Source organism: Methylobacter marinus A45 (assembly GCF_000383855.1).
Taxonomy (GTDB): Bacteria; Pseudomonadota; Gammaproteobacteria; order Methylococcales; family Methylomonadaceae; genus Methylobacter; species Methylobacter marinus.
Genome location: NZ_KB912877.1, coordinates 2,948,817 through 2,972,381, shown reverse-complemented (window position 1 = coordinate 2,972,381; position 23,565 = coordinate 2,948,817). Strand labels below are relative to the sequence as shown.

Annotated in this window: 25 protein-coding genes; 1 reads left to right on the top strand and 24 read right to left on the bottom strand. The window is 55.1% G+C overall.

Features of this window, described 5'->3' with window-relative positions; genetic code table 11:
* The 9 genes from flhA to METMA_RS0114015 are packed head-to-tail and all read right to left on the bottom strand — an operon-like array spanning nucleotide 1 to nucleotide 7,359.
* Complete coding sequence (gene flhA / locus METMA_RS0114055) at nucleotides 1-2,094, bottom strand: flagellar biosynthesis protein FlhA (protein WP_027147339.1); 2,094 nt, start codon at nucleotides 2,092-2,094, stop codon at nucleotides 1-3.
* A 7-nt stretch (nucleotides 2,095-2,101) separates the two neighbouring features.
* Entirely contained in the window at nucleotides 2,102-3,232 is a 1,131-nt protein-coding gene (gene flhB, locus METMA_RS0114050) for a flagellar biosynthesis protein FlhB (protein WP_020159729.1), read from the bottom strand.
* A gap of 3 nt (nucleotides 3,233-3,235) precedes the next feature.
* Nucleotides 3,236-4,009, bottom strand: coding sequence for a flagellar biosynthetic protein FliR (gene fliR / locus METMA_RS0114045; protein ID WP_020159728.1), 774 nt, complete (start codon nucleotides 4,007-4,009; stop codon nucleotides 3,236-3,238).
* Between the two features lie 4 nt (nucleotides 4,010-4,013).
* Nucleotides 4,014-4,283 (bottom strand): flagellar biosynthesis protein FliQ, encoded by a 270-nt coding sequence (gene fliQ / locus METMA_RS0114040; protein WP_020159727.1) that lies wholly within the window; start codon nucleotides 4,281-4,283, stop codon nucleotides 4,014-4,016.
* A 12-nt stretch (nucleotides 4,284-4,295) separates the two neighbouring features.
* On the bottom strand, nucleotides 4,296-5,036 hold the full coding sequence (gene fliP, locus METMA_RS0114035; protein ID WP_020159726.1) for a flagellar type III secretion system pore protein FliP: 741 nt from the start codon (nucleotides 5,034-5,036) through the stop codon (nucleotides 4,296-4,298).
* The gene (fliO, locus tag METMA_RS0114030; protein WP_020159725.1) at nucleotides 5,029-5,451 is read right to left on the bottom strand and encodes a flagellar biosynthetic protein FliO; all 423 of its coding nucleotides are present in this window, start codon (nucleotides 5,449-5,451) and stop codon (nucleotides 5,029-5,031) included. The genes fliP and fliO overlap by 8 nt, the downstream gene beginning before the upstream one ends.
* Entirely contained in the window at nucleotides 5,451-5,828 is a 378-nt protein-coding gene (gene fliN, locus METMA_RS0114025) for a flagellar motor switch protein FliN (protein ID WP_020159724.1), read from the bottom strand. The genes fliO and fliN overlap by 1 nt, the downstream gene beginning before the upstream one ends.
* A 42-nt stretch (nucleotides 5,829-5,870) precedes the next feature.
* Complete coding sequence (gene fliM / locus METMA_RS0114020; protein WP_020159723.1) at nucleotides 5,871-6,872, bottom strand: flagellar motor switch protein FliM; 1,002 nt, start codon at nucleotides 6,870-6,872, stop codon at nucleotides 5,871-5,873.
* 1 nt (nucleotide 6,873) lies between these two features.
* Nucleotides 6,874-7,359 (bottom strand): flagellar basal body-associated FliL family protein, encoded by a 486-nt coding sequence (locus tag METMA_RS0114015; protein WP_020159722.1) that lies wholly within the window; start codon nucleotides 7,357-7,359, stop codon nucleotides 6,874-6,876.
* Nucleotides 7,360-7,703: 344 nt separating this feature from the next.
* Between METMA_RS0114015 and METMA_RS0114010 the strand changes: the two genes are divergently transcribed.
* Nucleotides 7,704-8,081, top strand: coding sequence for an Hpt domain-containing protein (locus METMA_RS0114010; RefSeq protein ID WP_036299433.1), 378 nt, complete (start codon nucleotides 7,704-7,706; stop codon nucleotides 8,079-8,081).
* 208 nt (nucleotides 8,082-8,289) lie between these two features.
* Here the strand turns inward: METMA_RS0114010 and METMA_RS0114005 are convergent, their stop codons facing one another.
* The 15 genes from METMA_RS0114005 to rlmD form a co-directional block, all read right to left on the bottom strand.
* Entirely contained in the window at nucleotides 8,290-9,477 is a 1,188-nt protein-coding gene (locus METMA_RS0114005) for an O-succinylhomoserine sulfhydrylase (protein WP_020159720.1), read from the bottom strand.
* A 63-nt stretch (nucleotides 9,478-9,540) separates the two neighbouring features.
* Nucleotides 9,541-11,049, bottom strand: a complete 1,509-nt coding sequence (gene purF / locus METMA_RS0114000) for an amidophosphoribosyltransferase (protein WP_027147338.1) — start codon at nucleotides 11,047-11,049, stop codon at nucleotides 9,541-9,543.
* A gap of 27 nt (nucleotides 11,050-11,076) precedes the next feature.
* On the bottom strand, nucleotides 11,077-11,571 hold the full coding sequence (locus tag METMA_RS0113995) for a CvpA family protein (protein ID WP_020159718.1): 495 nt from the start codon (nucleotides 11,569-11,571) through the stop codon (nucleotides 11,077-11,079).
* 40 nt (nucleotides 11,572-11,611) lie between these two features.
* Nucleotides 11,612-12,373 (bottom strand): SPOR domain-containing protein, encoded by a 762-nt coding sequence (locus METMA_RS0113990; protein ID WP_020159717.1) that lies wholly within the window; start codon nucleotides 12,371-12,373, stop codon nucleotides 11,612-11,614.
* Between the two features lie 9 nt (nucleotides 12,374-12,382).
* Nucleotides 12,383-13,654 (bottom strand): bifunctional tetrahydrofolate synthase/dihydrofolate synthase, encoded by a 1,272-nt coding sequence (gene folC / locus METMA_RS0113985; protein ID WP_020159716.1) that lies wholly within the window; start codon nucleotides 13,652-13,654, stop codon nucleotides 12,383-12,385.
* Between the two features lie 38 nt (nucleotides 13,655-13,692).
* Nucleotides 13,693-14,679, bottom strand: a complete 987-nt coding sequence (accD, locus tag METMA_RS0113980) for an acetyl-CoA carboxylase, carboxyltransferase subunit beta (RefSeq protein WP_027147337.1) — start codon at nucleotides 14,677-14,679, stop codon at nucleotides 13,693-13,695.
* A 109-nt stretch (nucleotides 14,680-14,788) separates the two neighbouring features.
* Nucleotides 14,789-15,592 (bottom strand): tryptophan synthase subunit alpha, encoded by an 804-nt coding sequence (gene trpA, locus METMA_RS0113975; protein ID WP_020159714.1) that lies wholly within the window; start codon nucleotides 15,590-15,592, stop codon nucleotides 14,789-14,791.
* On the bottom strand, nucleotides 15,589-16,791 hold the full coding sequence (gene trpB, locus METMA_RS0113970) for a tryptophan synthase subunit beta (protein WP_020159713.1): 1,203 nt from the start codon (nucleotides 16,789-16,791) through the stop codon (nucleotides 15,589-15,591). The genes trpA and trpB overlap by 4 nt, the downstream gene beginning before the upstream one ends.
* 4 nt (nucleotides 16,792-16,795) lie before the next feature.
* Nucleotides 16,796-17,422 (bottom strand): phosphoribosylanthranilate isomerase, encoded by a 627-nt coding sequence (locus METMA_RS0113965; protein WP_020159712.1) that lies wholly within the window; start codon nucleotides 17,420-17,422, stop codon nucleotides 16,796-16,798.
* 164 nt (nucleotides 17,423-17,586) lie between these two features.
* Complete coding sequence (locus tag METMA_RS0113960) at nucleotides 17,587-18,414, bottom strand: DUF2231 domain-containing protein (protein WP_020159711.1); 828 nt, start codon at nucleotides 18,412-18,414, stop codon at nucleotides 17,587-17,589.
* An 82-nt stretch (nucleotides 18,415-18,496) separates the two neighbouring features.
* Nucleotides 18,497-19,300: a tRNA pseudouridine(38-40) synthase TruA gene (gene truA / locus METMA_RS0113955; protein WP_020159710.1), complete on the bottom strand. Its 804-nt coding sequence runs from the start codon at nucleotides 19,298-19,300 to the stop codon at nucleotides 18,497-18,499.
* A gap of 64 nt (nucleotides 19,301-19,364) precedes the next feature.
* Complete coding sequence (locus METMA_RS0113950; RefSeq protein ID WP_020159709.1) at nucleotides 19,365-19,850, bottom strand: L,D-transpeptidase; 486 nt, start codon at nucleotides 19,848-19,850, stop codon at nucleotides 19,365-19,367.
* A gap of 47 nt (nucleotides 19,851-19,897) precedes the next feature.
* Nucleotides 19,898-21,196: an MFS transporter gene (locus METMA_RS0113945; protein WP_020159708.1), complete on the bottom strand. Its 1,299-nt coding sequence runs from the start codon at nucleotides 21,194-21,196 to the stop codon at nucleotides 19,898-19,900.
* 161 nt (nucleotides 21,197-21,357) lie between these two features.
* Nucleotides 21,358-21,969, bottom strand: coding sequence for a CHRD domain-containing protein (locus tag METMA_RS0113940; RefSeq protein ID WP_020159707.1), 612 nt, complete (start codon nucleotides 21,967-21,969; stop codon nucleotides 21,358-21,360).
* Nucleotides 21,970-22,226: 257 nt separating this feature from the next.
* On the bottom strand, nucleotides 22,227-23,564 hold the full coding sequence (gene rlmD, locus METMA_RS0113935; RefSeq protein WP_027147336.1) for a 23S rRNA (uracil(1939)-C(5))-methyltransferase RlmD: 1,338 nt from the start codon (nucleotides 23,562-23,564) through the stop codon (nucleotides 22,227-22,229).
* Nucleotide 23,565: the final 1 nt, after the last annotated feature.

The window sequence follows — 23,565 nt, the reverse complement described above, 5'->3', positions numbered from 1 at the left end:
TTATGCGCGTCGCCCGACAGTGGATACGACCTTGATCTGACGATCGGCCGGTATTTCACTGTATGCCAGGACATGTAAGCCGGAAATCGAATGACGGACGAAGCGGGCCAGCCAGGGACGGATATAGGAGGACACCAACAACACGGCGGTCTGGCCTTCCATTTCCATTTTTTGCACACTGTCTTGCAACGATTGATGCATTTGTTCTGCTAACCCGGGTTCAATGCCGACGCCGCTTTCGCTTGCCGTTTGCAGAGACTTATGCAACAACTGTTCCAACTCGTGATCCAGCGTGATAACCGGCAGTTCATTCCGCGCGCCGCCGATTTCATGCACGATCAAGCGTCCCAGCGACGTGCGCACCGCGGACGTCAAGATGTCGGGATCTTGACTCTTGCCCCCGTATTCCGCCAAAGTTTCGGCGATGCTGCGCATATCGCGGATGGGAATGCGTTCCTGCAGCAGATTTTGCAGCACCTTAACCACGACGCCCAACGGCAGGGTCTTCGGCACCAAGTCTTCAACCAGCCTGGGCGCCGACTTGGCCAGGTTTTCAAGGATTTTCTGCGCTTCTTCATAACCGAATAATTCGTGCGCGTGCATCTGCAGAAGATGGCTCAGGTGCGTCGCCATCACCGTGCCCGGATCGACCACGGTATAACCCAGGGTCTGGGCATGGTCTTTCTGCTTCGGTTCAATCCAGACCGCATCCAGGCCGAAAGCGGGATCCTGGCAGGCCTTGCCCGGCAAAGCGCCGAACACGCGCCCGGGATTAATCGCCATTTCCATTTCCGGCAGGATATCGGCTTCGCCGACCGTCACGCCCATCAATGAGATCTTGTAACCGGTAGGGCTCAAATCGAGGTTGTCGCGGATATGCACGGACGGAATCAAAAAACCCAGTTCCTGGGACAGTTTTTTGCGCACGCCCTTGATGCGCGTCATCAATTGCCCGCCCTGATTCTTGTCGACCAGCGGGATCAGCCGATAGCCGACTTCCAGGCCGATGACGTCGACCGGCATGACATCGTCCCAGCCCAGCTCTTTCATCTCGGGCGCCGCTTGCGGCATGACCATCGAGCGCTCAATCTCAACCTGTTCGGCAAGCTTATGGCGCTTGTCGATCCAGTAGGCGGAACCGGCCAGCCCCGAGGCCAACAGGATAAAGACCAGATTCGGCATGCCCGGAATAATGCCCAGCAGTCCGATCACGGCCGCGGTAATGATCAGCGCTTTCGGATTCTCAAACAGCTGCGTGCTGACCTGCTGGCCAATATTCTCGCCGCTGCTGCCGACCTTGGTCACGACCAGTGCCGATGCCGTCGACAGCAGCAAGGACGGAATCTGCGCGACCAGGCCGTCGCCGATGGTCAGCAGCACATAGATTTCGCCGGCCTGGGCGAAGCTCAGGCCATGCTGGCTGACGCCGATCACCAGTCCGCCGATGATGTTGACGAACAAAATAATGATGCCGGCGATCGCATCGCCCCGGACAAACTTGCTGGCGCCGTCCATGGAACCGTAGAAATCGGCCTCGGTCGCGACTTCCGCGCGGCGCGCACGCGCCTCATCCTGGCTGATCAGGCCGGCATTCAAATCCGCATCGATCGCCATCTGCTTGCCGGGCATGGCGTCCAGCGTAAAGCGGGCGCCCACTTCGGCGACCCGGCCGGCGCCCTTGGTGACGACCATGAAGTTGATCACGACCAGAATGGCGAAAACCACGAGGCCGACCGCGAAGTTGCCGCCGATCACGAACGCGCCGAAGGCCTCGATCACCTTGCCGGCGGCATCGCCGCCGTTATGGCCCTGCAGCAGCACAATACGGGTCGAGGCCACATTCAGCGCCAGACGCAACAGCGTCGCCATCAGGATAACGGTCGGAAACGAAGCAAAATCCAGGGGTTTGAGCGTATAGACGACCACCAGCAGGATGATCAGCGAAAACGCGATGTTGAAGGTGAACAGCAGATCCAGTAAAAAAGCCGGCAACGGCAGCATGACCATCGCCAGAATCATGACAATCACCAGCGGCGCGCCCAACTCCGCCTTGCCCAGCATCGCTAATGCCGCCTTTAGTCTGCTCAGATCCATACGTTATCTACCCTTGTTTGAATTCATCAGGCACTTTAATATCCCCCGGCGGCAAGGGCTCATCCCAATGGTTCTGCCGGGCGGTTTTCAATTGGTAAACATAGGCCAATACCTGCGCCACCGCCAGGTACAGGCCCTGCGGTATTTCCTTGTCCAGATCGGTCGAATAATACAAGGCCCGCGCCAACGGCGGCGACGCCACCAGCGGCACGTCGGCGCCTATCGCCAGATTGCGGATTTGCGCCGCGATCAGATCGACGCCTTTGGCGACCAGTCTCGGCGCCCCGTTGGCATGCTGGTCGTATTTCAGGGCCACTGCGTAATGGCTGGGATTGGTCACGATCACATCGGCTTTCGGCACTTCCGTCATCATCCGGTTTTGCGCCATTTCCATCTGCATCCTGCGCATGCGCCCTTTTACTTCGGGGCTGCCTTCCGATTCCTTCATCTCATCCTTGATTTCCTGCAGGGTCATTTTCAGTTTTTTATTGTGATCCCACAGCTGATAAGGCACATCGATCATTACGATCAGTATCAATGAAGCGCTCAACAGCAAAAAGCACAGGCCGATAATACGGAGGGCATGCGTCACCGACTGCGCCATGGGCTCGACGCTGAGGCCGACCAGTTCCTTCAGGAAAAACCGGAACAGCACGACCGCCACCATAAAGACCAGTAAAAACTTCAGCAGCGCCTTCAGCATCTCGACCAGGCCGCGCACGGCAAACAGGCGCGCCAGGCCTTTAATGGGGTCCAGCTTCTCCAGCTTGGGCGCAAGCGCCTCCCAGCTGAACACCCAGCCGCCCAGCGCCAGCGGGGCGATAATGGCGGCCGCGACCATGGCCGCGGCAAAAGGCGCGATCAGCAGGACGCCGTCGATCATGGTTTGCTTGAAGTAGAGGGCGGGACTGGCGGGATCGAAAATCACCGCGCGCTTCAATTGAAACTGAGCCTTCATCATATCGATCAGGCCGTTGCCCATATGCTCGCCCCAGGTCAGCAGCAGCACGGCACTGGTCATCAGCATGACGAAGGTATTGAGCTCCCTGGAGCGGGCGATCTGGCCTTTTTTGCGCGCGTCGGCCAGGCGCTTGCCGGTGGGTTGTTCGGTTTTTTCCTGATCGGAATCTTCTGCCATACGCTATAGCCGCAACAAGTGCCCGATCAGTTCATAGGCATCGGTCAACAGGCCCGAAAACTGATCCAGCACATCGGGCAATGTCACCCAGATCAATAAAATGCCCAGCATCAACGTGATGGGAAAGCCTACCGAAAAAATATTGAGCTGGGGCGCCGCGCGGGCGGCCACGCCGAAACAGACATTGACCAACAGCAGGCTGGCGATCATGGGCATCGCCAGCAGCAAGCCGCCGGCAAACAGCCGGCTGCTCCAGGCGATGACGGTCCAGATATCGGCTGTTGCCAGCCCGGCCATGCCGATCGGCAAGGTCGTGAAACTGTCCAGCAGCATCCTGATCAGCAGCAGATGGCCATCCAGACCGACAAAAATCAGCGTGCCGGTGATGACATAAAACTGCGCGACCACCGGCACCTGCTCGCCGTTCTGCGGATCGACCATGGCCGCGAAACCCAGCCCCATGCTGTAAGCGACACCTTGTCCGGCAAAAACCAGAGCCGCAAACACCAGCTGCACAATAAAACCGCTGACCAGGCCGATCGCCAGTTGCTGAACGGCCATCAGACCGCCGGCATAACTGAACGGCTCGACAGCCGGCAGCGCCGGCAGCAATGGCATGACCGCCAGCGTCAGCGCGACCGAGAGGATCAGCCTGACCCGGGCCGGGACGGCGCGGATGCTGAACACGGGCAGGACCACGAACATTGCGCTGATGCGCATCAGCGGCCAGATGAATGACCCGACCAGTCCCAGGATTTCTGCTTCGGTAAAATTCAATGGCTTATCCGATCAAATACGGAATATCCCTGAGCAATTCCTGAAAGTAGTCGACAAACATTTGCAGCATGGCCGGCCCCATCAGCATCAATACCACGCCGATAACGATCAGCTTGGGCACAAAGGTCAGCGTGGTTTCATTGATTTGAGTCGCCGCCTGAAACATGGCGATGACCAATCCGATGGCCAGGGATGGCAACAGCACCGGCGCCGCCAGTTTGACCGCGACCACCATCGCCGCCTGCCCTATGTTGTAAACGGTTTCCGGGGTCATGGCGCGTCCCTGTCAGCTGACATAAAAACTCGCCGCCAGCATTTCCATGATCAGCGACCAGCCGTCGGCCAGCACGAACAGCATGATTTTAAACGGCAGCGACACGATCATCGGCGACAGCATCATCATGCCCATGGACATCAGCACGCTGGCCACCACCAGATCGATAATCAGAAACGGCAGAAAAATCAGGTAGCCGATCTGGAACGCCGTTTTCAGCTCGCTGGTCACATAAGCCGGCAACAGCAGCGAAAACGGCACATCGTCAGCCGATGCCAGTTCCGCCCGGCCGGAAATCCTGACGAACAATTCCAGATCGGATTCGCGGGTCTGCTTCAGCATAAACCGCCTGAACGGCTCCGATGCCTTGACGATCGCCGAGTTAAAGTCGATTTTCTCTTCCATATAAGGCTGCACGGCTTCCGTGTTGACCTGATCGATGACCGGCATCATGATGAAAATGGTCAGAAACAGCGACAGGCCCAGCAACACCTGGTTGCTCGGCGCCTGCCCTGTTCCCAGCGCCTGCCTCAGCAAGCTTAAAACGATCATGATGCGGGTAAAGGAGGTCATGGTCAGCAGCAAGGCGGGCAGCAGCGTCAACAGCGTCATGACCGCCAGAATCTGAATCGTGACGCTGTAGGTCTGGCCGCCCTGCGGATTGGTCGTGACCGTCAGCGCATCGATGCCCGGCGCCGCAAAGGCCGGCATCTGGGACAGCAGCAAAACCAGCAGTAAAATACCCCTACGCATCCGGCTGCCCTTTCATCGCTTGCTTCAGTTTCCGCGCAAATCCCGTTTCCATTAGCGAGTCGTTCTCGCTGCCGAGGCAATCATCGCCTTCCAGCACATGCAGGGTTTGTATGCGGCCCGGCGTCACGCCCAGAATCAGCTGTTTGTTACCGACCTGCAGCAAAACGACTTTTTCCCGCATGCCCAGCGACAACCCGCCAAGGATCCGCATTTTCGAGGACCCGCCAACATTGACACCCGCCAGCTTGCGCATCGCCCAGGCGCAGAGAAAAAAAACGCCCAGCACGATCAGCAGCCCGAGACTCCAATTGGCGATATCCCCCGAAGCCACCGTTCTGGCCGCCTGCGGGGCATCTGCCGCCAACACCGGATTGCCCCAGAACAACAGCCCCCAGAGCGTGATTTTCAGACGCATCAGGCGAGTCTTTTCACGCGTTCCGACGGACTGATCACATCGGTTAAACGGATGCCGAATTTGTCGTTGACCACGACCACTTCGCCATGCGCTATCAACATGCCGTTCACCAGCACATCCAGCGGTTCGCCGGCAAAACGGTCCAGTTCAACGACCGACCCCTGATTCAGCTGCAGCAGGTTTCTGATATTGATATGCGTGCGGCCGATTTCCATGGAAATGGTCACGGGCACTTCCAAAATCACATCGAGATTGATTTCATCGGCTGGGGTTGCCGACGGCTTTTTATCTTCCTGGTTGTCGAATGCCTCGAATTCAGCGGCTGCAAATGCATCAGCCACTTCCTGGTCGGAAAGTCCCATTGATTCTTCGCTCATATTTTTTCCCGCTTGTCGCGTTATAACCCGGCCCTGAAGCCCTCAAATCGAGTCAGGGGTTAATTTGTTGATAATCTGCACCGCGTAATTGCCGTCCGATACGCCGACCTTGCCCTCAAAAATAGGCACGCCCTCTACCTTAAGCTGTACCGTTTCCGGCATGTCGATCGGTATGACGTCGCCTTTTTTAAAGCGCATGACGTCCCTAAGGCTCATCTGTTTTTCCACCAGCAGACTGTCGACGCTCACTTCCACGCGCATGATCTCGTTGCGCAGGGCTACCTGCCAGCGGCCGTCCACTTCGGTCCTGTCGCTGCTGACAGCATCGAGCAATTCCCGGATCGGCTCAAGCATCGAATACGGGATGACAATATTGATATTGCCGCCGCCGCCCTCCAGCTCGACATGAATCGTGGAGATCACCACAATTTCCGAAGGGCTGACAATATTGGCGAATTGCGGATTGATTTCGGAACTCATGTATTCGAAATTGAGATCCATGACCGGCTTCCAGGCTTCCTGGAGGTCCTTGAAGATCATGTCGAGGATGATCTGGATAACCCGGGTCTCGGTCGGCGTGAATTCGCGGCCCTCGATCTTGTTGTAAAACAGTCCCCCGCCGCCGAAAAAGTTGTCTACGGCGGTAAAAATCAGGCGCGGCTCCATGACGATCAAGACCCGTCCGCGCAGCGGGGAAAACCGCACGATATTCAGGTTGGTCGGCACGAACAGGCTTTGTATGTATTCGGAAAACTTTTGAATCTGCAGCGCGGGTGTGGAGATTTCCGCCGAACGGCGCAGAAAATTGAAGATCGACACACGGAAATACCGGCCGAACCGTTCATTGACCATTTCCAGGGTCGGCATGCGTCCGCGGACAATCCGTTCCTGGCTGGTAAAGTCATACGGCTTATGCTCTTCCGGAATGTCGTCCGGAAAAGACTCATCCGTATCCGGTTCAGTCGCGATAGCGATATCGCCCTCATCCATGCCATGCAGCAGGGCATCTATTTCTTCCTGTGACAGTAAATCGGCCGTAGACATATTATTGCATGACGAAAGAGGTAAAAAAGACTTCTTTGAGCCGGCTCTGTCCCGCCATTTTCTTTAACACGGCATCGGTCTCATTCAGCATCACGGCGCGCAACTGTTCTTTTCCGTCGCGGGTCTTTAGCTCATCGACATTTTGAGCGCTGATCAGCATCAGCAGGTTATTCCGCAGCATCGGCTCGTGCTTTTTCAGCGCCGCGACGGTTTCCTCGCCTTCCACCAGAAATGACACTGAAATTTGTATCAGCCGCGCTGAAGCGCTTTTAGGGAAATCGACTATAAAGGGCTTTTCCATATCGAAGTACCGTTTATCCTCGACGACCACCTGCTCGGTTTTTTCATCCTCGGCCATGCTTCCTTGCAAAAAAAAGAAAGTCGCCGCCGAACCGCCCGCCAATGAAATCAATACAGCGGCAATAATGAGGATCAGTTTTGTGGAGGAACCCTTTGCTCCGCTGTTTTTTTGTTCAATTTGAGCCATGTTTAAAACCTTTCATTTTAAATCCATTAAAAGCAATTTATAGACCACAATAAAATAACAACAATAAAACAAACGCTTATGAATTTTCATTAATCATCGGAAATATCACCGTCAGGCATTGGTCATTATAGAGGATCGGCGTTGAAAAACCCGGTTGAATAGAAAAAATAATCAACTAAAAGAATAATATACAGAGAATCGTAAAAGCTGATAATTAACTAACAAAAAGACAGGATTAATGGCCTGGACGCCGCAGTGAATAATTGCGACTTCAAACCATCAGGAATTTAAGCGATGATAGCGTCATAAAACCGTCATTATCGTTATTTCATTACCAGGCAATTATGACCCTACCCACAAAACACGCGACAGATTATATTCAGGCCATGCTGGACAAAACCTACAATAACCGTCCGCTCAGCCTGACAATTTTTAAAAAGCTGTTTGAAGAACTTCCGGAGCAGATCAGCGCCATCAATAAGGCGCTGAATAGCCGGGAGTACACGCTTGCCCGGCAAATCACCCATAAATTGCATGGCTCGGCAAGTTTCTGCGGCTTGACTGATATGCAGGAAGCGGCTCATGCCTTGGAGAGCTGCCTGTTAAACCAGGACTTCGAGGCCACCGATCGGCATTTTTTGACACTGCATCAACGCGTCTTGAGCTTTATCAGTCACCAAGCCGCTATCCTTGCTGATCTTGACGATAATTCAGAACAATAGAAAGCCTTTACCGCTGTTTTTGGTAAAGCCACTTGGCTGCGTTTTCGACATTCGCTACATCCCTGTGGCTTAGCGGGTAGGCTGGGTTGGAGCTTTGCGGAAGCCCGGCATAAGGGGCTAGAGAGGACACAGACGACCGCATGGACAGATACTTGCTCCCGGGGTTGTCTGTGTCCTCTGTGGTTTTATGAAATACCCGGGCTAGCTGTCAGCCTTCCAGACCTTTTGACAGGTCGTTTTTGATGTCCTCGAGATTCTCAAGACCTACTGAAATCCGCACCAGCCCATCCTTGATACCGGCGGCGGCGCGGACTTCCGGCGCCAGCCGGCCATGCGTCGTCGTGGCCGGATGCGTTATAGTGGTCTTGACGTCGCCCAGGTTGGCGGTAATGGACAGCATTTCGGTGGCGTCGATCAATTTCCAGGCCTGCTCCTTGCCGCCGCTCAGTTCAAAACTGACCACGGCCCCGAAGTGCGTTTGCTGACGCCTGGCCAATTCATGCTGGGCATGGGATGCCAGGCCGGGATAATGGACTTTGGCGACGCCCGGCTGCCGCTCCAGCCATTTGGCCAGCTCGAACGCGTTGTCGCAATGCGCTTTCATTCTGACCGCCAGCGTTTCCAGCCCCGATAAAAAGACCCAGGCATTGAACGGGCTCATGGTCGAGCCGCCCGTGCGCAGATACGGATAGATATGCTTCTCGATCAGTTCCTCGCTGGCCACGACGGCACCGCCGACACAACGCCCCTGCCCGTCTATGTATTTGGTGGCCGAGTGCACGACGATATCGGCGCCCAGCGCCAGTGGCTTTTGCAGCACCGGCGTGCAAAAAACATTGTCGACCACCAGCAAGCTGCCGTGGTTATGCGCGATTGCGGCAATGCGTTCGATATCGGCGATTTCAATCAGCGGGTTGGAAGGCGTTTCCAGAAACAGAAAGCGCGTATTCGGCTTGATGGCTGATTCCCAGGCCGCAAGATCGGTCAGGTCAACGAAGTCCGTCTCAACACCGAACTTGCCGAAATAATTCTGGAACATCAGCACGGTATTGCCGAAGACGCTGCGCGAACAGACGACATGATCGCCGGCTTTCAGCAGACCCATGCCGACCGCCATGATGGCCGCCATGCCCGACGAAAAAGCCAGGCAACGTTCGCCTTTCTCCATCAGCGCCAGCCTTTCCTGAAAGGCATTGACGGTTGGATTGGTGAATCGCGAATAGATATTGCCGGCTTTCTGGCCGGTAAAGCGCAAAGCGGCTTCCTCGGCGCTGTCAAAAACATAACTGGAAGTAGCGAAGATCGGCATGCTGTGCTCATCTTCATGCGTCCGCCTGTGTCCGGCCCTTATGGCCTGAGTTTCCAGAGAATATTCGTTCCAGTTAATGTCTTTCATTGTTCGTTAGTTTTATCAGGAAGAAAAAAGAGTTCCAGCAAGGCGCATTTCAGACCTGCTGCTTCAACCGCAATTCTGCATTTCTATAATGAAATTCTGCGAATTCCGTTCCGATTGCGCACTATCGTTGCGCATGGCTTCAATGCGCTCCAGGTAGGCCGTATCAATATCGCCGGTCACGTATTCGTTACTGAAACAGGAGGTATCGAAATGTTTGATGTTCGGATTACCTTTGCGAACGGCATCGATCAGGTCATCCAGATCCTGATAAATCATGCGGTCGGCACCGATCGCGGCGCAAACCTCCTCCTCCGAGCGGTTATGCGCGATCAGCTCATGAGCGGCCGGCATATCGATGCCGTACACGTTCGGGTAGCGGACAGGCGGCGCCGCGGAAGCGAAATAGACTTTTTTGGCGCCGGCATCCCGGGCCATCTGGATAATCTGTTCGGACGTCGTCCCCCTGACCACGGAATCATCAACCAATAAAACGTTTTTGCCTTCGAATTCCAGACCGATGGCATTTAACTTTTGCCTGACCGATTTTTTCCGCATTTTCTGGCCTGGCATGATAAAAGTCCGACCGATATAGCGGTTTTTCATAAAACCTTCGCGAAACTTGACGCCCAGCCTGTTGGCCATCTGTAAAGCGGCCGTGCGGCTGGTATCGGGAATAGGGATGACGACATCGATATCATGGTCCGGCCAGACTCTGAGCACTTTTTCCGCCAGTTTTTCGCCCATGCGCAAACGGGCTTTATAAACGGAAATATCGTCAATAATGGAATCGGGACGGGCGAAATAAACGTACTCAAAAATACAAGGGCAATGATCGATCGCCTTCGCGCACTGCCTGGTGTGCAGTACGCCCGATTCCTCGATAAACACCGCTTCCCCGGGTTCCAGGTCTCTGATCAGATTAAAGCCCAGCACGTCCAGCGCCACGCTTTCCGAGGCGATCATGAATTCGGGGCCATGGTCGGATTTTCGCTCGCCGAATACTACGGGCCGGATACCATGTGGGTCCCTGAAGCCCAGCACTCCGAACCCGGCGATCATAACCACTACCGCGTAAGCGCCGCGGCAGCGCCGGTGCACGCCCGATACCGCCTCAAACACATCCTCCACGCTTAAATGCAGTTTGCCCAGCGATTGTAATTCATGGGCAAAAACGTTCAGCAGCACTTCGGAATCGGAATCGGTGTTAATATGACGCAGATCCTCGACAAACAAGGCCTTTTTCAGCTCTTCGGTATTGGTCAGATTGCCGTTATGCGCCAGCGTCAAACCGAAAGGAGAGTTCACATAAAAAGGCTGCGCTTCAGCCGAGCTGGTGCAGCCGGCCGTGGGATAACGCACATGGGCAATGCCCATATTGCCCCTCAGCCTCATCATCTGATCATTGTTAAAAACGTCCCGTGTCAAGCCGTTCTCTTTGCGCAAATGCAGTCGTCCGTTCTCGCAAGTGACAATCCCCGCGGCATCCTGGCCTCGATGTTGCAAAACTGTTAATGCATCATACAACTCCTGATTAACAGCCTGATGTGAAACGATAGCAGCAATACCACACATTCTTTTTTAACCTGATCCTTAAAATATTTAGCGATAATTTATATAACCCGCCATGCCTGACGGGTTGTGATCCCGCAACCAGACAGCGAATGATTGAAAAGGTGGAATCAATCGGGATTTTTTCCACCAGGAATCTTCCGGCAACGATGTCAAGCCGGCCAGCACGATCATGACCGCAACAACGACCACGCCTCGGAAACAGCCCAAAATCATACCGAGAAAGCGATCGCCGAAAGTGAGTCCGGCCTGTTTAATCAGCTTTTCTCCCAGTATAAAACCAATTAGACCACCGAGAACCAGCGTAATCACAAACAGACTGACGAACGAGGCGGCAATTTTGGCTGACGGGTGGCTGATAACCGGCTCCAGGAAGCGGGAGAAGTCACGACTGAAATTCATCCCCACCCAGATCGCCACTATCCAGAACACCAATGAAAACACTTCTTTAATAACACCGCGCAATAACCCTATGACCAGCGAAATGAGGACGAGGCCGATAATGGTAAAGTCTATCCAGATCATATGTCCGTCCGGTCTATAAAAAATAGCGTTTCACTTGGCCTCACTCCGAGACAAGAAGGGATTTAATCTTATTTAGCCTATCCACTTTTTCCTGCATGGCTTTAGCGCGTTTTTGATCAAGCTCGGGGCCGACCTTGATCCGATATAAGGTTTTTCCGTTAACCTGAGCGGTTTCCAGCGACGCAGGAAAGCCTTGCTTGCGCAGCTCGGTCCATCGGGTCGTGGCGTTTTCCTCCTTGCTGAAACTGCCTGCGCGTATATACCACCGGGTCAGGCCGTTGCCTGATTTGGCTGGCGCGGCTTTCTGCTGAACAGCCGGCTCCGGTTTTGTAGCCGCCTGGGATTCCTTAGCGGGCGTTTTAATCGCCGCCGGTTTCTCATGTCGAGCTGTTTCCTGCCGCACCGGGGGACTGCTTTCTTTTCTCGGCGCCTCCAGCACTTGCTCGGCCTCTTCCACGATGACTACCTCTTGCGCATCTTCGGCGCCCAGGGATTCGGGATAACCGAGCTCTTCCTGAGTCAGTTCGGATAAAGCAATTTCCGGTTCATCAAGCGGCCGGTCAGGATAGCCTGTATCCTCAGCGTCCAACGGTTCCGCCTCCGCCGTATTCAGAACCTGATCGGCATTGGCGGGCAGCCTGTCCTCGCCCTCCACGACAATCGGCGCCTCGGGAATAATCAATTCGCTGACAACCTGACCGCTATTGTCAACAGGATCATCAAACAGCATGGGAATAAAAATGGCCGCCAGCGCCGTCACAACTACCGCACCAATTAATCGTTGTTTTAACTCTTGTTCCATTTTCTCAACTCACCTTTTTTCAAATTCAGCCAGGCAATCAGATACCAGAAAGAACGAGCCGAAAACCAGCAGCAGATCGCCTTTCTGGGATTGGGTTTTTGCAGCATCGAAAGCCTCGGCAAAACCTTTAAAACCGAAAAATACATTAGTCACCGAGCTTTGCGCGAAAATCTCGCGCATTAGAGGTTCCGTAGCCGCCCGAGGATTGGATAAGGGCGCGAAAAACCAGTTAAAAATCACAGGACGCATGATTTCAATAACGCCCGCGATATCCTTGTCTTTCATCATGGAAAACACGGCATGAATGCGCCTGCCGGGAAAAGTCGCGGCCACATAATCAACCAGCGTTCTTACCGCCTGGGGATTGTGCCCCACATCCAGCAATACCGGAATTTCATCATTGATCAATTGAAAGCGGCCGGCCAGCCGGACTTTCTCCAGCCCTTGCCGAATCGCGGCATCGCTGACGGGCAATGCGCCGGCTAACTCGGCCACGGCTAAAATTGCCGACGAGGCATTGCGGAACTGGTGCTCGCCTTTTAACCCCGGTTCAGGCAATTGGGTCAGCCGGCGATCGCCGGCAAACCAGTCCCATCCGGCCGCTCGTTTTTTATAGCCGAAATCCTTGCCCAGGCAATAGAGCCGCGCCTGCTGGTCGACCGCCACCTGCGCCAATGATGCCGGCGGCTCGGGATCGCCGACGATGGCCGGAGTATCGGCCCGGAAGATACCGGCTTTTTCCCTGCCTATCGCTTCGCGGGTTTCGCCCAGCCAATCGACATGATCAATGCAGATGCTCGTTATCAGCGCCACATCGGGGTCAATGATATTGACCGCGTCCAGACGCCCGCCCAGGCCGACTTCAAGCAACTGGACATCCAGATTCGAGCGCCGGAAAATATCCAGTGCCGCCAGCGTGCCGAATTCAAAATAACTTAACGAAATATCGCCGCGGACCGCTTCAATTCTGGAAAAGGCCTCGCAAATCAGTTCATCCGATACCGGCTTACCGTCTATCTTGATTCTTTCGTTGTATTTCAGAATGTGCGGCGAAGTATAAGCACCGACGCGATAGCCTTGCGCTCTGTAGATGGCTTCAAGATAAGCGATGCACGAGCCCTTGCCGTTAGTGCCGGCAACCGTAATGGTTGGCGGTTTGATCCCATCGGGATTAAGCGCGTGAAAAACCCGGGACGACCGATCCAATCCCAAATCTATTGTCAGCGGATGCAAGCTTTCTTGCCAGGTCAGCCAGCCTTCCAACGAATCAAAATGCATCATTAGCCGATAATGCCTGGATACCGATAGGCATAGGGAAATTACGCTTCCTGCTCGGATTGAGGACTATCGGCAAACGTTTCAATTTCGGCAATCTCTGTTTCCGGCTCAACCGGAGCAACTGGTTCCGCCTGCGGCTCGGCCGGTACCTCTACGACGGTCTCCGCCCTGCCGGCCATCAGCATGGACAGGATGCTGGCAATTTTATCGCGCATCTCTCGCCTGTCGATGATCATATCGATAGCGCCATGCTCCTGCAAAAATTCGCTGCGTTGAAAACCTTCAGGCAATTTCTCGCGGACGGTTTGTTCTATGACCCGGGGCCCCGCAAAGCCGATCAGCGCCTTGGGCTCGGCCACGTTGATATCGCCCAGCATGGCCAGACTTGCCGACACCCCGCCCATGGTGGGATCAGTCATGAAGGAAATATAGGGGATGCCGGCTTCGGATAATTTCGTTAAGGCCGCGCTGGTTTTCGCCATCTGAAACAAGGAGAACAACGATTCCTGCATACGCGCGCCGCCGCTGGCCGTGAACACGACAAACGGTACGCCAAGCTTCAGACTCGTGTTGACGCCGCGGACAAACCGCTCGCCGACGACCGAGCCCATCGATCCGCCCATGAAACTGAAATCGAAAGCCGCAACAACGATGTCCTTGCCTTTCAGCTTGCCTTTCATCACCACCAGCGCATCGGTTTCCTTGGTCTGCTTTTGCGCTTGCGCAATCCGGTCCTTATATTTCTTGCTGTCTTTGAATTTTAAGGGATCGGTAGGTTTGACGGTCTTGCCGATTTCCTCGCGATCTTCCTCATCCAGGAACATATTCAGACGCGTTCTGGCCGAGATGCGCAGATGATGCTCGCATTTCGGGCAGACACTGAAGTTTCTCTCCAGTTCGCTGTTGTAAAGAATCGCACTGCAACTGGGACATTTGTTCCACAAGCCTTCCGGCACGGTATTTCTTTTATTCGACCCGTCTATCCGGATTGTCGAAGGGACTAATTTCTTAAACCAACTCATTATTATACGCTCCGTAGCGCTTCATCATATGCATGTATGGCAAATCGGCTCGAGGTAAACCATGACATTCGATTACCAACCGGCAACCGTCTGCAATTACTTTCCAACCCCGGCCTCAACTATCCATCGCCTGGCGCATGGCAGCCAGCAACTCAACAATTTCAACCCTGGCCCGTTCGGGATCATGCAGATTCGCTTCAATTTTACTGATCAGAGCACTGCCGATAACCACACCGTCGCCTATTCCTGAAACAGTCCTGGCCGTTTCGGCATCCTTGACGCCGAAACCGATGCCAACCGGCAAACGGGTATTAGCCCTGATCTGTTTCAGCTTGTTTTCAACATCGGCCGTATTCAAATGGCCGGCGCCGGTGACCCCTTTCAGGGACACATAATAAAGATAACCGCTGCCCAGGGCGTCCATTTTCCTGATGCGCTCCTCACTGCTGTTGGGCGCCAGCAGGAAAATCGGATCGATGCCGCGCGCCTTGAGCAAGCCCATGCATTCCTCGCCCTCTTCGGGCGGCAGATCGACCGTCAATACGCCGTCAATCTGAGCTTCCTGGGCGGCATTGGCGAAATTCTCATAGCCCATGGCTTCGATGGGATTTAAATACCCCATCAATACCAAAGGCGTTTGTTGATCGGTTCTCCTGAATTCCAGAGCCAGCATCAGCGTCTTGCGCAAGCTCATTTTATGGGCCAGCGCGCGCTCGCTGGCCCGCTGAATAACGGGACCATCAGCCATCGGATCGGAAAACGGCACGCCCAGCTCGATAATATCGGCGCCGGCCTTAACCATCGCATGCATCATCGGCACGGTAAACTCAGGGTGCGGATCGCCGGCCGTGATAAACGGAATCAAAGCCTTGCGGCCGGCGTTAGAAAGTTGTTCAAATTTAGCGGCTAATCGGCTCACAGTGCTATGCCCTCGCGTTGTGCCATCGTATGCATGTCTTTATCGCCACGACCGGACAGGCTCACGATGATGATTTCGTCCTTTTTCATGGTCGGCGCCAGCTTCATGGTATAGGCCATGGCATGGCTGGATTCCAGAGCCGGAATAATGCCTTCCATGCGCGTCAGGGCATGAAACCCTTCCAATGCTTCGTTATCGGTAATATTGACGTACTGCGCCCGGCCGATATCTTTCAGCCAGGCATGCTCCGGCCCCACGCCCGGATAGTCCAGGCCGGCCGAAATCGAATGCGTTTCAATGATTTCGCCGTCATCGTCTTCCATCAGATACGTGCGATTGCCGTGCAGCACCCCCGGACGGCCCGCGCACAGCGGCGCGGAATGCCGGCCCGATTCGATGCCGTCGCCGGCCGCCTCGACGCCGTACATTTTCACCGAGGCATCGTCGATAAACGGATAGAATAAACCGATGGCATTGGAGCCGCCGCCGACGCAGGCGACCAGCGCATCGGGCAAACGCCCGGTCATTTCCCGGCATTGCTGTTTGGCTTCGCGGCCGATAATGGCCTGGAAATCCCGGACCATGGCGGGATAAGGGTGGGGGCCGGCCACGGTGCCGATAATATAAAACGTGTTATCGACATTGGTGACCCAGTCCCGGAGCGCTTCATTCAGCGCATCCTTGAGGGTTTTCGACCCGGATTCGACGGCAACGACTTTGGCACCCAATAACTTCATGCGGTAAACGTTCAACGCCTGACGCGCCACATCGACAGCACCCATGTAGACCACACACTCGAGCCCCAGCCGTGCCGCGACCGTTGCCGTCGCGACACCATGCTGGCCGGCGCCGGTCTCGGCGATGATGCGCGTCTTGCCCATGCGTTTGGCCAGCAGGGCCTGGCCAATCGTATTGTTGACCTTATGCGCGCCGGTATGGTTAAGGTCTTCGCGCTTTAAATAAATCTGCGCGCCGCCCAGTTCGCGGCTCCAGCGCTCGGCATGGTACAAAGGCGAAGGGCGGCCGACGTAATGCTGCAGATCGGCATCCAGTTCGGCAATAAACTCCGGATCTGTTAAATACCGTTGATAGGCCGCATTTAATTCCTGAATCGGTGGTATTAATGTTTCTGCTACAAACATTCCTCCGTAAGGGCCGAAATGTCCCCGCTCATCGGGCATATTATATTTTTCTGTCATGTTATTAACTTTTGTCACCCTCATTAACTGCTCTTAAAAATGCCGCCATTTTCAGCGCATCCTTAATCCCTTTTCCCGCCTCCACGCCACTGCTGACATCGAGCGCATACGGCCTTACCGCCTGTACAGCCTGCGTTGCATTGTCCGCGGCCAATCCGCCCGCCAATACAATTGGCAAAGCGCACTGGCGCGGAATCAAATCCCAGTCGAACCGGCTTCCTGTTCCGCCTTTGGCATCCGGATGCCAGGCATCCAGCAGCAACCCTGCCGCATCATGATAGCGCCGCGCCAGCGCGGCAATATCAATGTCCTCCCGCATACGGACCGCTTTCATATAGCGCTTGCCATAAATCCGGCAAGCCTCGTCCGGCTCATCGCCATGAAACTGCAGGCAATCGACCGGCACCCGATCCAATACCTCGCGTATCCGCGCCTCCTGTTCATCGACGAACAAGGCCACGACGGAAACGAATGCCGGCAAGGCATTGACGATTTCAACCGCGCGCTCGATATCAACATTTCTGGGACTGGGCGGATAGAAAACCAGGCCAATCGCATCGACGCCCAATTGAGCGGCATAAACGGCATCTTCAGCACGGGTAAAGCCGCAAATTTTAACGCGAGTTCGCATAAAGTGATATGAGAATTTGTTCAAAAAACCAGCCGCCTAGAATAACATAAAACAGCACCGGTGGCGCCTGCAATATACAAAGAATTCGTTACTAAACAATCGCGAGCCTCATAAAAAAGGCTGACATAAGTCAGCCTCGTGTTTGATAACGCAACATTATAAAATCAGTGCGCGTGATCATGAGCATCCTCCGCCGGCCCATGATCATGTGCCGTATTCTCATGGTCATGCACATGGCCTTCTTCCGCATGCTCGTGAGTGTGCGTACGACCCTCTTCCGTATGTTCGTGCTCATGCACATGGCCAGCCTCTTCAGGCTCGTGATCTGTCATAAGGCCATCACCCGCATGTCCATGCCCGGCGTCCGCATTCGGATGCTCATGCACATGGCCATCATCCGGCGGCTTGACGGCCTCGACGCCGACACCGTATTTATAGACCATCAGCCCGCCCAGATCGGCGCCCAGCACCATCAATCCGCAGAGCAAGCCCGTCAGCGTCAGAAAAAGACCGTTTGCCGCGCCCCGAATCACGCCGCCGCTTGCAACGCGCCAAACCGAAAGCACAACCGCCAGAATCAGCACCGCAACGCCAAACTGCTGATGGCGTTCCATAATGTCATGAACATTCCCGCCATGCGCCACGGAACCCGCGGCAATAAAGCCGGCTATAACGGTAAGCCCGGCCGCCACGGTCCCCAAGTAAAGAAACCAGCTGGCCACCTCACGCCACCGCGTTTTTCTCGCCAATGTGCCGACAATATCCAGAATCAGGAAAATTGATAACAATGCGATGGGAAAATGCACCAGCAGGGGATGAATATTATGCATGCCGGTCAGTCCCGGCATAATGGCCGGAAAAATTTCCGCCGGCTCCTTGTTTAACAACCCTTCGATAAAACTGAGAAAATGGGCCACGCCATCCGCAACGCCGCCGCCGTGATCGCCGCCGCCATGAACCTGGAAAGATAAAAAGTTACTCACATCAATCATAATTGTAATTCACAGAAAAAAGACACTAACCTGAAATATTGATAATTGCAAATCAGATAAAAAACCTGATTTGACCGTTAAATCAGTCAAAACGTTTGGCATCGGCCGGCAATTTATCAAAGACCGGATGTTTGGCAATACCGTAGTGCTCAGGATAATAAACCGCCCCCAGATAAAGCCCGTCGGGAGGCGCCGTGATACCGCCCAGCTTACGGCTTTTCACATCGAGCAGCTCGCGGGTCCAGTCCACGGACTGCTTGCCCATGCCGATAGCCATCAACACGCCGGCGATATTCCTGACCATATGGTGTAAAAACGCATTGGCGGAAATATCCATGATCACTTGATCGTCACGCCGATAGACATCAATAAAGTGCATGATGCGCCAGGGACTTTTGGATTGGCAACCCTGCGCTCTGAACGAGGAAAAATCGTGATTGCCGATCAGATACTGCGCCGCCTGATGCATTTTGTCGGCATCCAGCGGGTTATAGCACCAGGTCGCCCGACCATACTGCAAGGCCGGCTTGGCTGGACGATTCAGGATGATGTAGCGGTAAAACCGCGCGACGGCGCTGTATCGGGCATGAAAATCGCCTACCGCCGGCTTGACCCAGGTGATTTTGACATCATGCGGCAGATTGCTGTTGCCGCCCAGCATCCAGGCATGCAGATCCCTCTTCGCCTCGGCATCGAAATGCACAACCTGCTCAAAAGCGTGCACACCGGCATCGGTCCTGCCGGCACAGGTCACAGTCACCGGTTGAGCCGCGACTTTCGACAAGGCCTGCTCAAGGGTCTGCTGAATACTGCGCTTGTCAGGCTGCCACTGCCATCCCGAAAAGCCGCCGCCATCATATTCCACGCCTAAAACGATACGCGTCATTTCAGGCTCCCGCGGGCAATCAGCCCGCCGCTATAACACAAACTCAAACTACACTCGCTTATCATCAATAAATAAAAACCGGCATCCCGGCCTCCACACGCTCGAACAAATCCAGCACATCGGCATTGTTCATGCGAATACAACCGTGCGATTCCGGCCTGCCGTTCATCAATTCGTCGGGGCAGCCGTGGATATAAATATAGCGCCAGGCCGTGTCGACATCTCCATAACGGTTTTTTCCCGGCTCCAGTCCGCCCAGCCACAGAATGCGCGTCAATATCCAGTCCCGCCGCGGATTCCGCCGGCCCAGTTCGGCGCTGTAAATTTCACCGGTCGGCCGCCGGCCGACAAACACCGCATGCAACGGCTGACCGGCGCCGATTTTCGCCCGGACCCGGTGCCAGCCAGTCGGCGTGCACTCACTGCCCCGACGCTCACCGGCGCCATTTTTGGCCGTGGATACGGCATAACGTTGCAAAATCTGTCCGTTGTCAATGATACTCAGCTGTTGCTGGCTGATTGAAATCTCCAGAAACAAATCGGGTTTCATACGCACACCTGAATTTTTAGGAATGGGAATTATAAAATTCACGTTCCTTACCTTAACTCGTAGCATTCGCTCATAACCTGCGCCCGGGTTTCCCCGATACGCCATACCGCTAAAAAACTGACGGCCGCGGCCGCCGAAACATAGCCGCCCACCCAGGCCAGTCCGCCCTGATTGACCAGCAACTGCGAAATATACGGCGCGCACGATGCGCCCAGAATACCGCCGAGATTATAGGCCGCGCCGGCACCGGTATAGCGCACCGCTACCGGAAACAACTCGGGCAGCAGAGCGCCCATTGGCGCGAAAGTCGCCCCCATCAGGAACAGCGACAGCGACAAAAACAGCGTGATTTGCAGCATTGATCCGCTGCCCAGCATCGGAGCCAGCGCAAAGCCCGACAGGATGGCGGCAAAACCGCTGATCAATAATACCGGACGGCGCCCGAACCGGTCGCTGGCCCAGGCCGATAAAGGCGTGGCCAGCGCCATGAAGACGATGGCCACGGACAACATGCCTAAAAACAGCGGCCGTGGAATCGCTAACGTATTAGTCCCGTAACTCAGACAGAATACGGTCGCGGTATAAAACAGCGTGTAACAGACCACCATCGCCAGCGCGCCCAGCAGCACGGCACGCAGATGCCCCTGCAGCAACACTGTCAGCGGCATTTTCAAGGGCGCCTGCTGCTGCAAAAGCGCCGAAAATTCGGGCGTCTCGGCGAGTTTCAGGCGCACATACAAACCCACCGCCACCAATAAGCCGCTGGCCAGAAAAGGCAGACGCCAGCCCCAGGCCTGGAAATCCGCATCGCTTAAATTAACTGCCAGCAGCCAGAAACTCAGCGTTGCCAGCAAAAACCCCACGGACGGCCCCAACTGAGGAAACATGCCGTACCAGGCTCGGCGGCCGGCAGGCGCGTATTCCGTGGCCAGCAGCACCGCCCCGCCCCACTCGCCGCCCAGCCCCAGCCCCTGCCCGAAGCGCAACAGGCAAAGCGCGACCGGCGCCCACACACCCAGCGTGTCATAACCGGGCAAGCAACCGATCAGCAGCGTGGACACGCCCATCAACAACAGTGATGCCGCCAACGTCGCCTTGCGTCCGATCCGGTCGCCGAAATGACCGAACAGCACCGCCCCCAATGGCCGCGCGATAAAGGCGATACCAAATGTCAGAAATGCGCTCAAGGACTGAACCGCCGGCTCGCTCTGCGGAAAGAACACGCGCCCGATCACCAGTGCCGAAGCCGTTGCATAGATATAGAAATCATAGAATTCAATCGCGGTGCCGATAAAGCTGGCGAAGGCAATATGGGCAATGGAAGGCGGGGTATTTTGTATTTTCATGGCCTATTCTAACTTTTTGTATGCCATGAACGAAACTCTGATTACATACCCGGTAAGCGCCGAGGGCAAGCCACTGCTCAGCCTGGTTTACGCAGACGAATATCGGCGCGATTTTGGCCACCATTGGCTGTTCGCCTTAGGTGGCCGCAAAGCTGTTGCCGCTAAAACAGAGCGATGTGCCTGCGGCGCCGCAACACCAGAAGAGAACCCAATCCCAAACCGAGGAGGCCCGCCAACTCTGGTTCAGGAACCTGCTCAACCTGCAGAAAGCCACGGATCTCGCCAGCGGAAAATTCCGTCGTATGAATGTTCACATAAGACTCGCCGGCCAGCATGCCCTCGGTTAAAGCCGCCGCCGCGCCCGCCACCGTGCCGCCATTCGCCGTGATGAAGGCCGGATTAAACGATGAAGCCAACGTCAAATCGAACACCTCATCATAGGTTCCGGCCGTCACCCCTGATGGAAAACCGGGAAAAGACGGCACCGCCGTGGCAACCCCGGCAGTCGACGGCTGGGCGAACTGGGAAACGCAGCAATGGATATGGGCGGCGACCGTTGTTCCGAGAAGATCGGCGAATTCAATCTGCACGCGCAACGTATTCGCGATTGTATCGAAGTCGACCGAGGAAAAACCGGTACCTGGCGAATTGTTGACCGGAAACTCGCTCGGGCCATCAAGGTCGGCATTAAATTTAACCAATGCCGCATGACTAAAAGGGGCGGCAAATAACAGGGTTGTCGCCAGCGTTATAAAAACGAGAATTTTTTTCATGCTTCCTCCTGCCAAATTTATTGGGGGCTTTAAAGAGAAAGCACATTTCAAACCACATTAATCAAGCCTATGTTTTCATTATATTTTAATACTCGATTTCAGCATTAGCCGCGCATTAAAGTGTAAAATTTATTGACCCGACAATTAGTCTGTCGACTGGATAGTCATCCTAACAAAAACCCAGCATACAAAAACTCGAATGCTGGGTTTTTGTTACCTGGCCCCGGCCTGCAGGCCATGCAAAACGGCTCTAGACGCTATTTCTTTTCAAACAAGGCGATCGATTCCACATGCCCGGTCTGCGGGAACATATCCATGACGCCGGCCTTGATCAGCTTGTAACCGAGCTCATTGACCAGAATGCCGGCATCGCGGGCCAGCGTCGAGGGATTGCAGGATACATAGACGATCTGCTCGGGGCACCATTTCTTGAAATGGTGCAGCACTTCCGAAGCGCCGGCCCTGGACGGGTCCAGCATGATCTTGTTGTACTTGCGGTTGGCCCAAGGCTGATCGCTGATATCCTTGCTTAAATCGGCGGCATGGAATTCCACGTTTTCGATGCCGTTATGGCGCGCGTTTTCCCGGGCATGCTTGACCAGCGGCAGATCGCCTTCGACACCGACGACGCGGCCGGCTTTTCGGGCCATCGGCAGCGTGAAATTGCCGAGACCGCAGAACAGGTCCAGCACCGTGTCGTTCTCGTTGAGATCCAGCGTATCGAGCACGCGGTTGATCATCTGCCGGTTGATTTCGTAATTGACCTGCGTGAACATGGCCGGCCTGAATTTGAATTCGATGTCCTGATCCGGCAGCGCATAAGTCGGTATGACTTCCGGTTCGCCGTCCAGCGGCACGATGGTGTCGGGGCCTTTCGGCTGCAGGCAGATGCTCATATGATGCTCGCGCCCGAATGCGCGCATGCGCTCCTTATCGGCATCGGTCGGCGGCTCCAGCACGCGCACCGCCAGCACGCAGTCGTCGTCGCCGATCGCGACCTCAATCTGCGGGATTTTATCGCGGATGGTCAGGCCCTCGATCATCTCGCCTAACGCGGTCAGCCGCGTGCCTACGATCGGGTGCATGACGATGCAGCTGTCGATCTCGGCCAGATACGGATGACGTCTTTCCCTGAAGCCCACCAGCACGCGATTTTTCTTGGCGACGTACTTGACGCCCATGCGCGCCTTGCGCCGATAGCCCCAATGCGGCCCTTCCAGAGGTTCCCACAAGGTGGGAATCTCCACCTTGCCGATGCGCCGGAACTGCTCGACCAGCAAGTCCTGCTTGATACGGATTTGCGCGCTTGAATCCACATGCTGAAAGCTGCAGCCGCCGCACACGCCATAATGCGCGCAGGCGGCGTCAACGCGGTCACCGGCGCGGCTCAGCAAATTGACCACCTTGCCTTCCGCGTAATCCCGGCGAATTTCGGTATAGACAAACTCGACCTCTTCGCCCGGCAACGCCTCATCGATGAACACGGCCTTGCCGTCGACATGCGCGACGCCGCGCCCGTCATGCGCCAGGGATGCTATGGTGACTTTGACCGGTGTATCCGGCAACTGCTTTCTTCTCGATCTGTTTCGTGACATG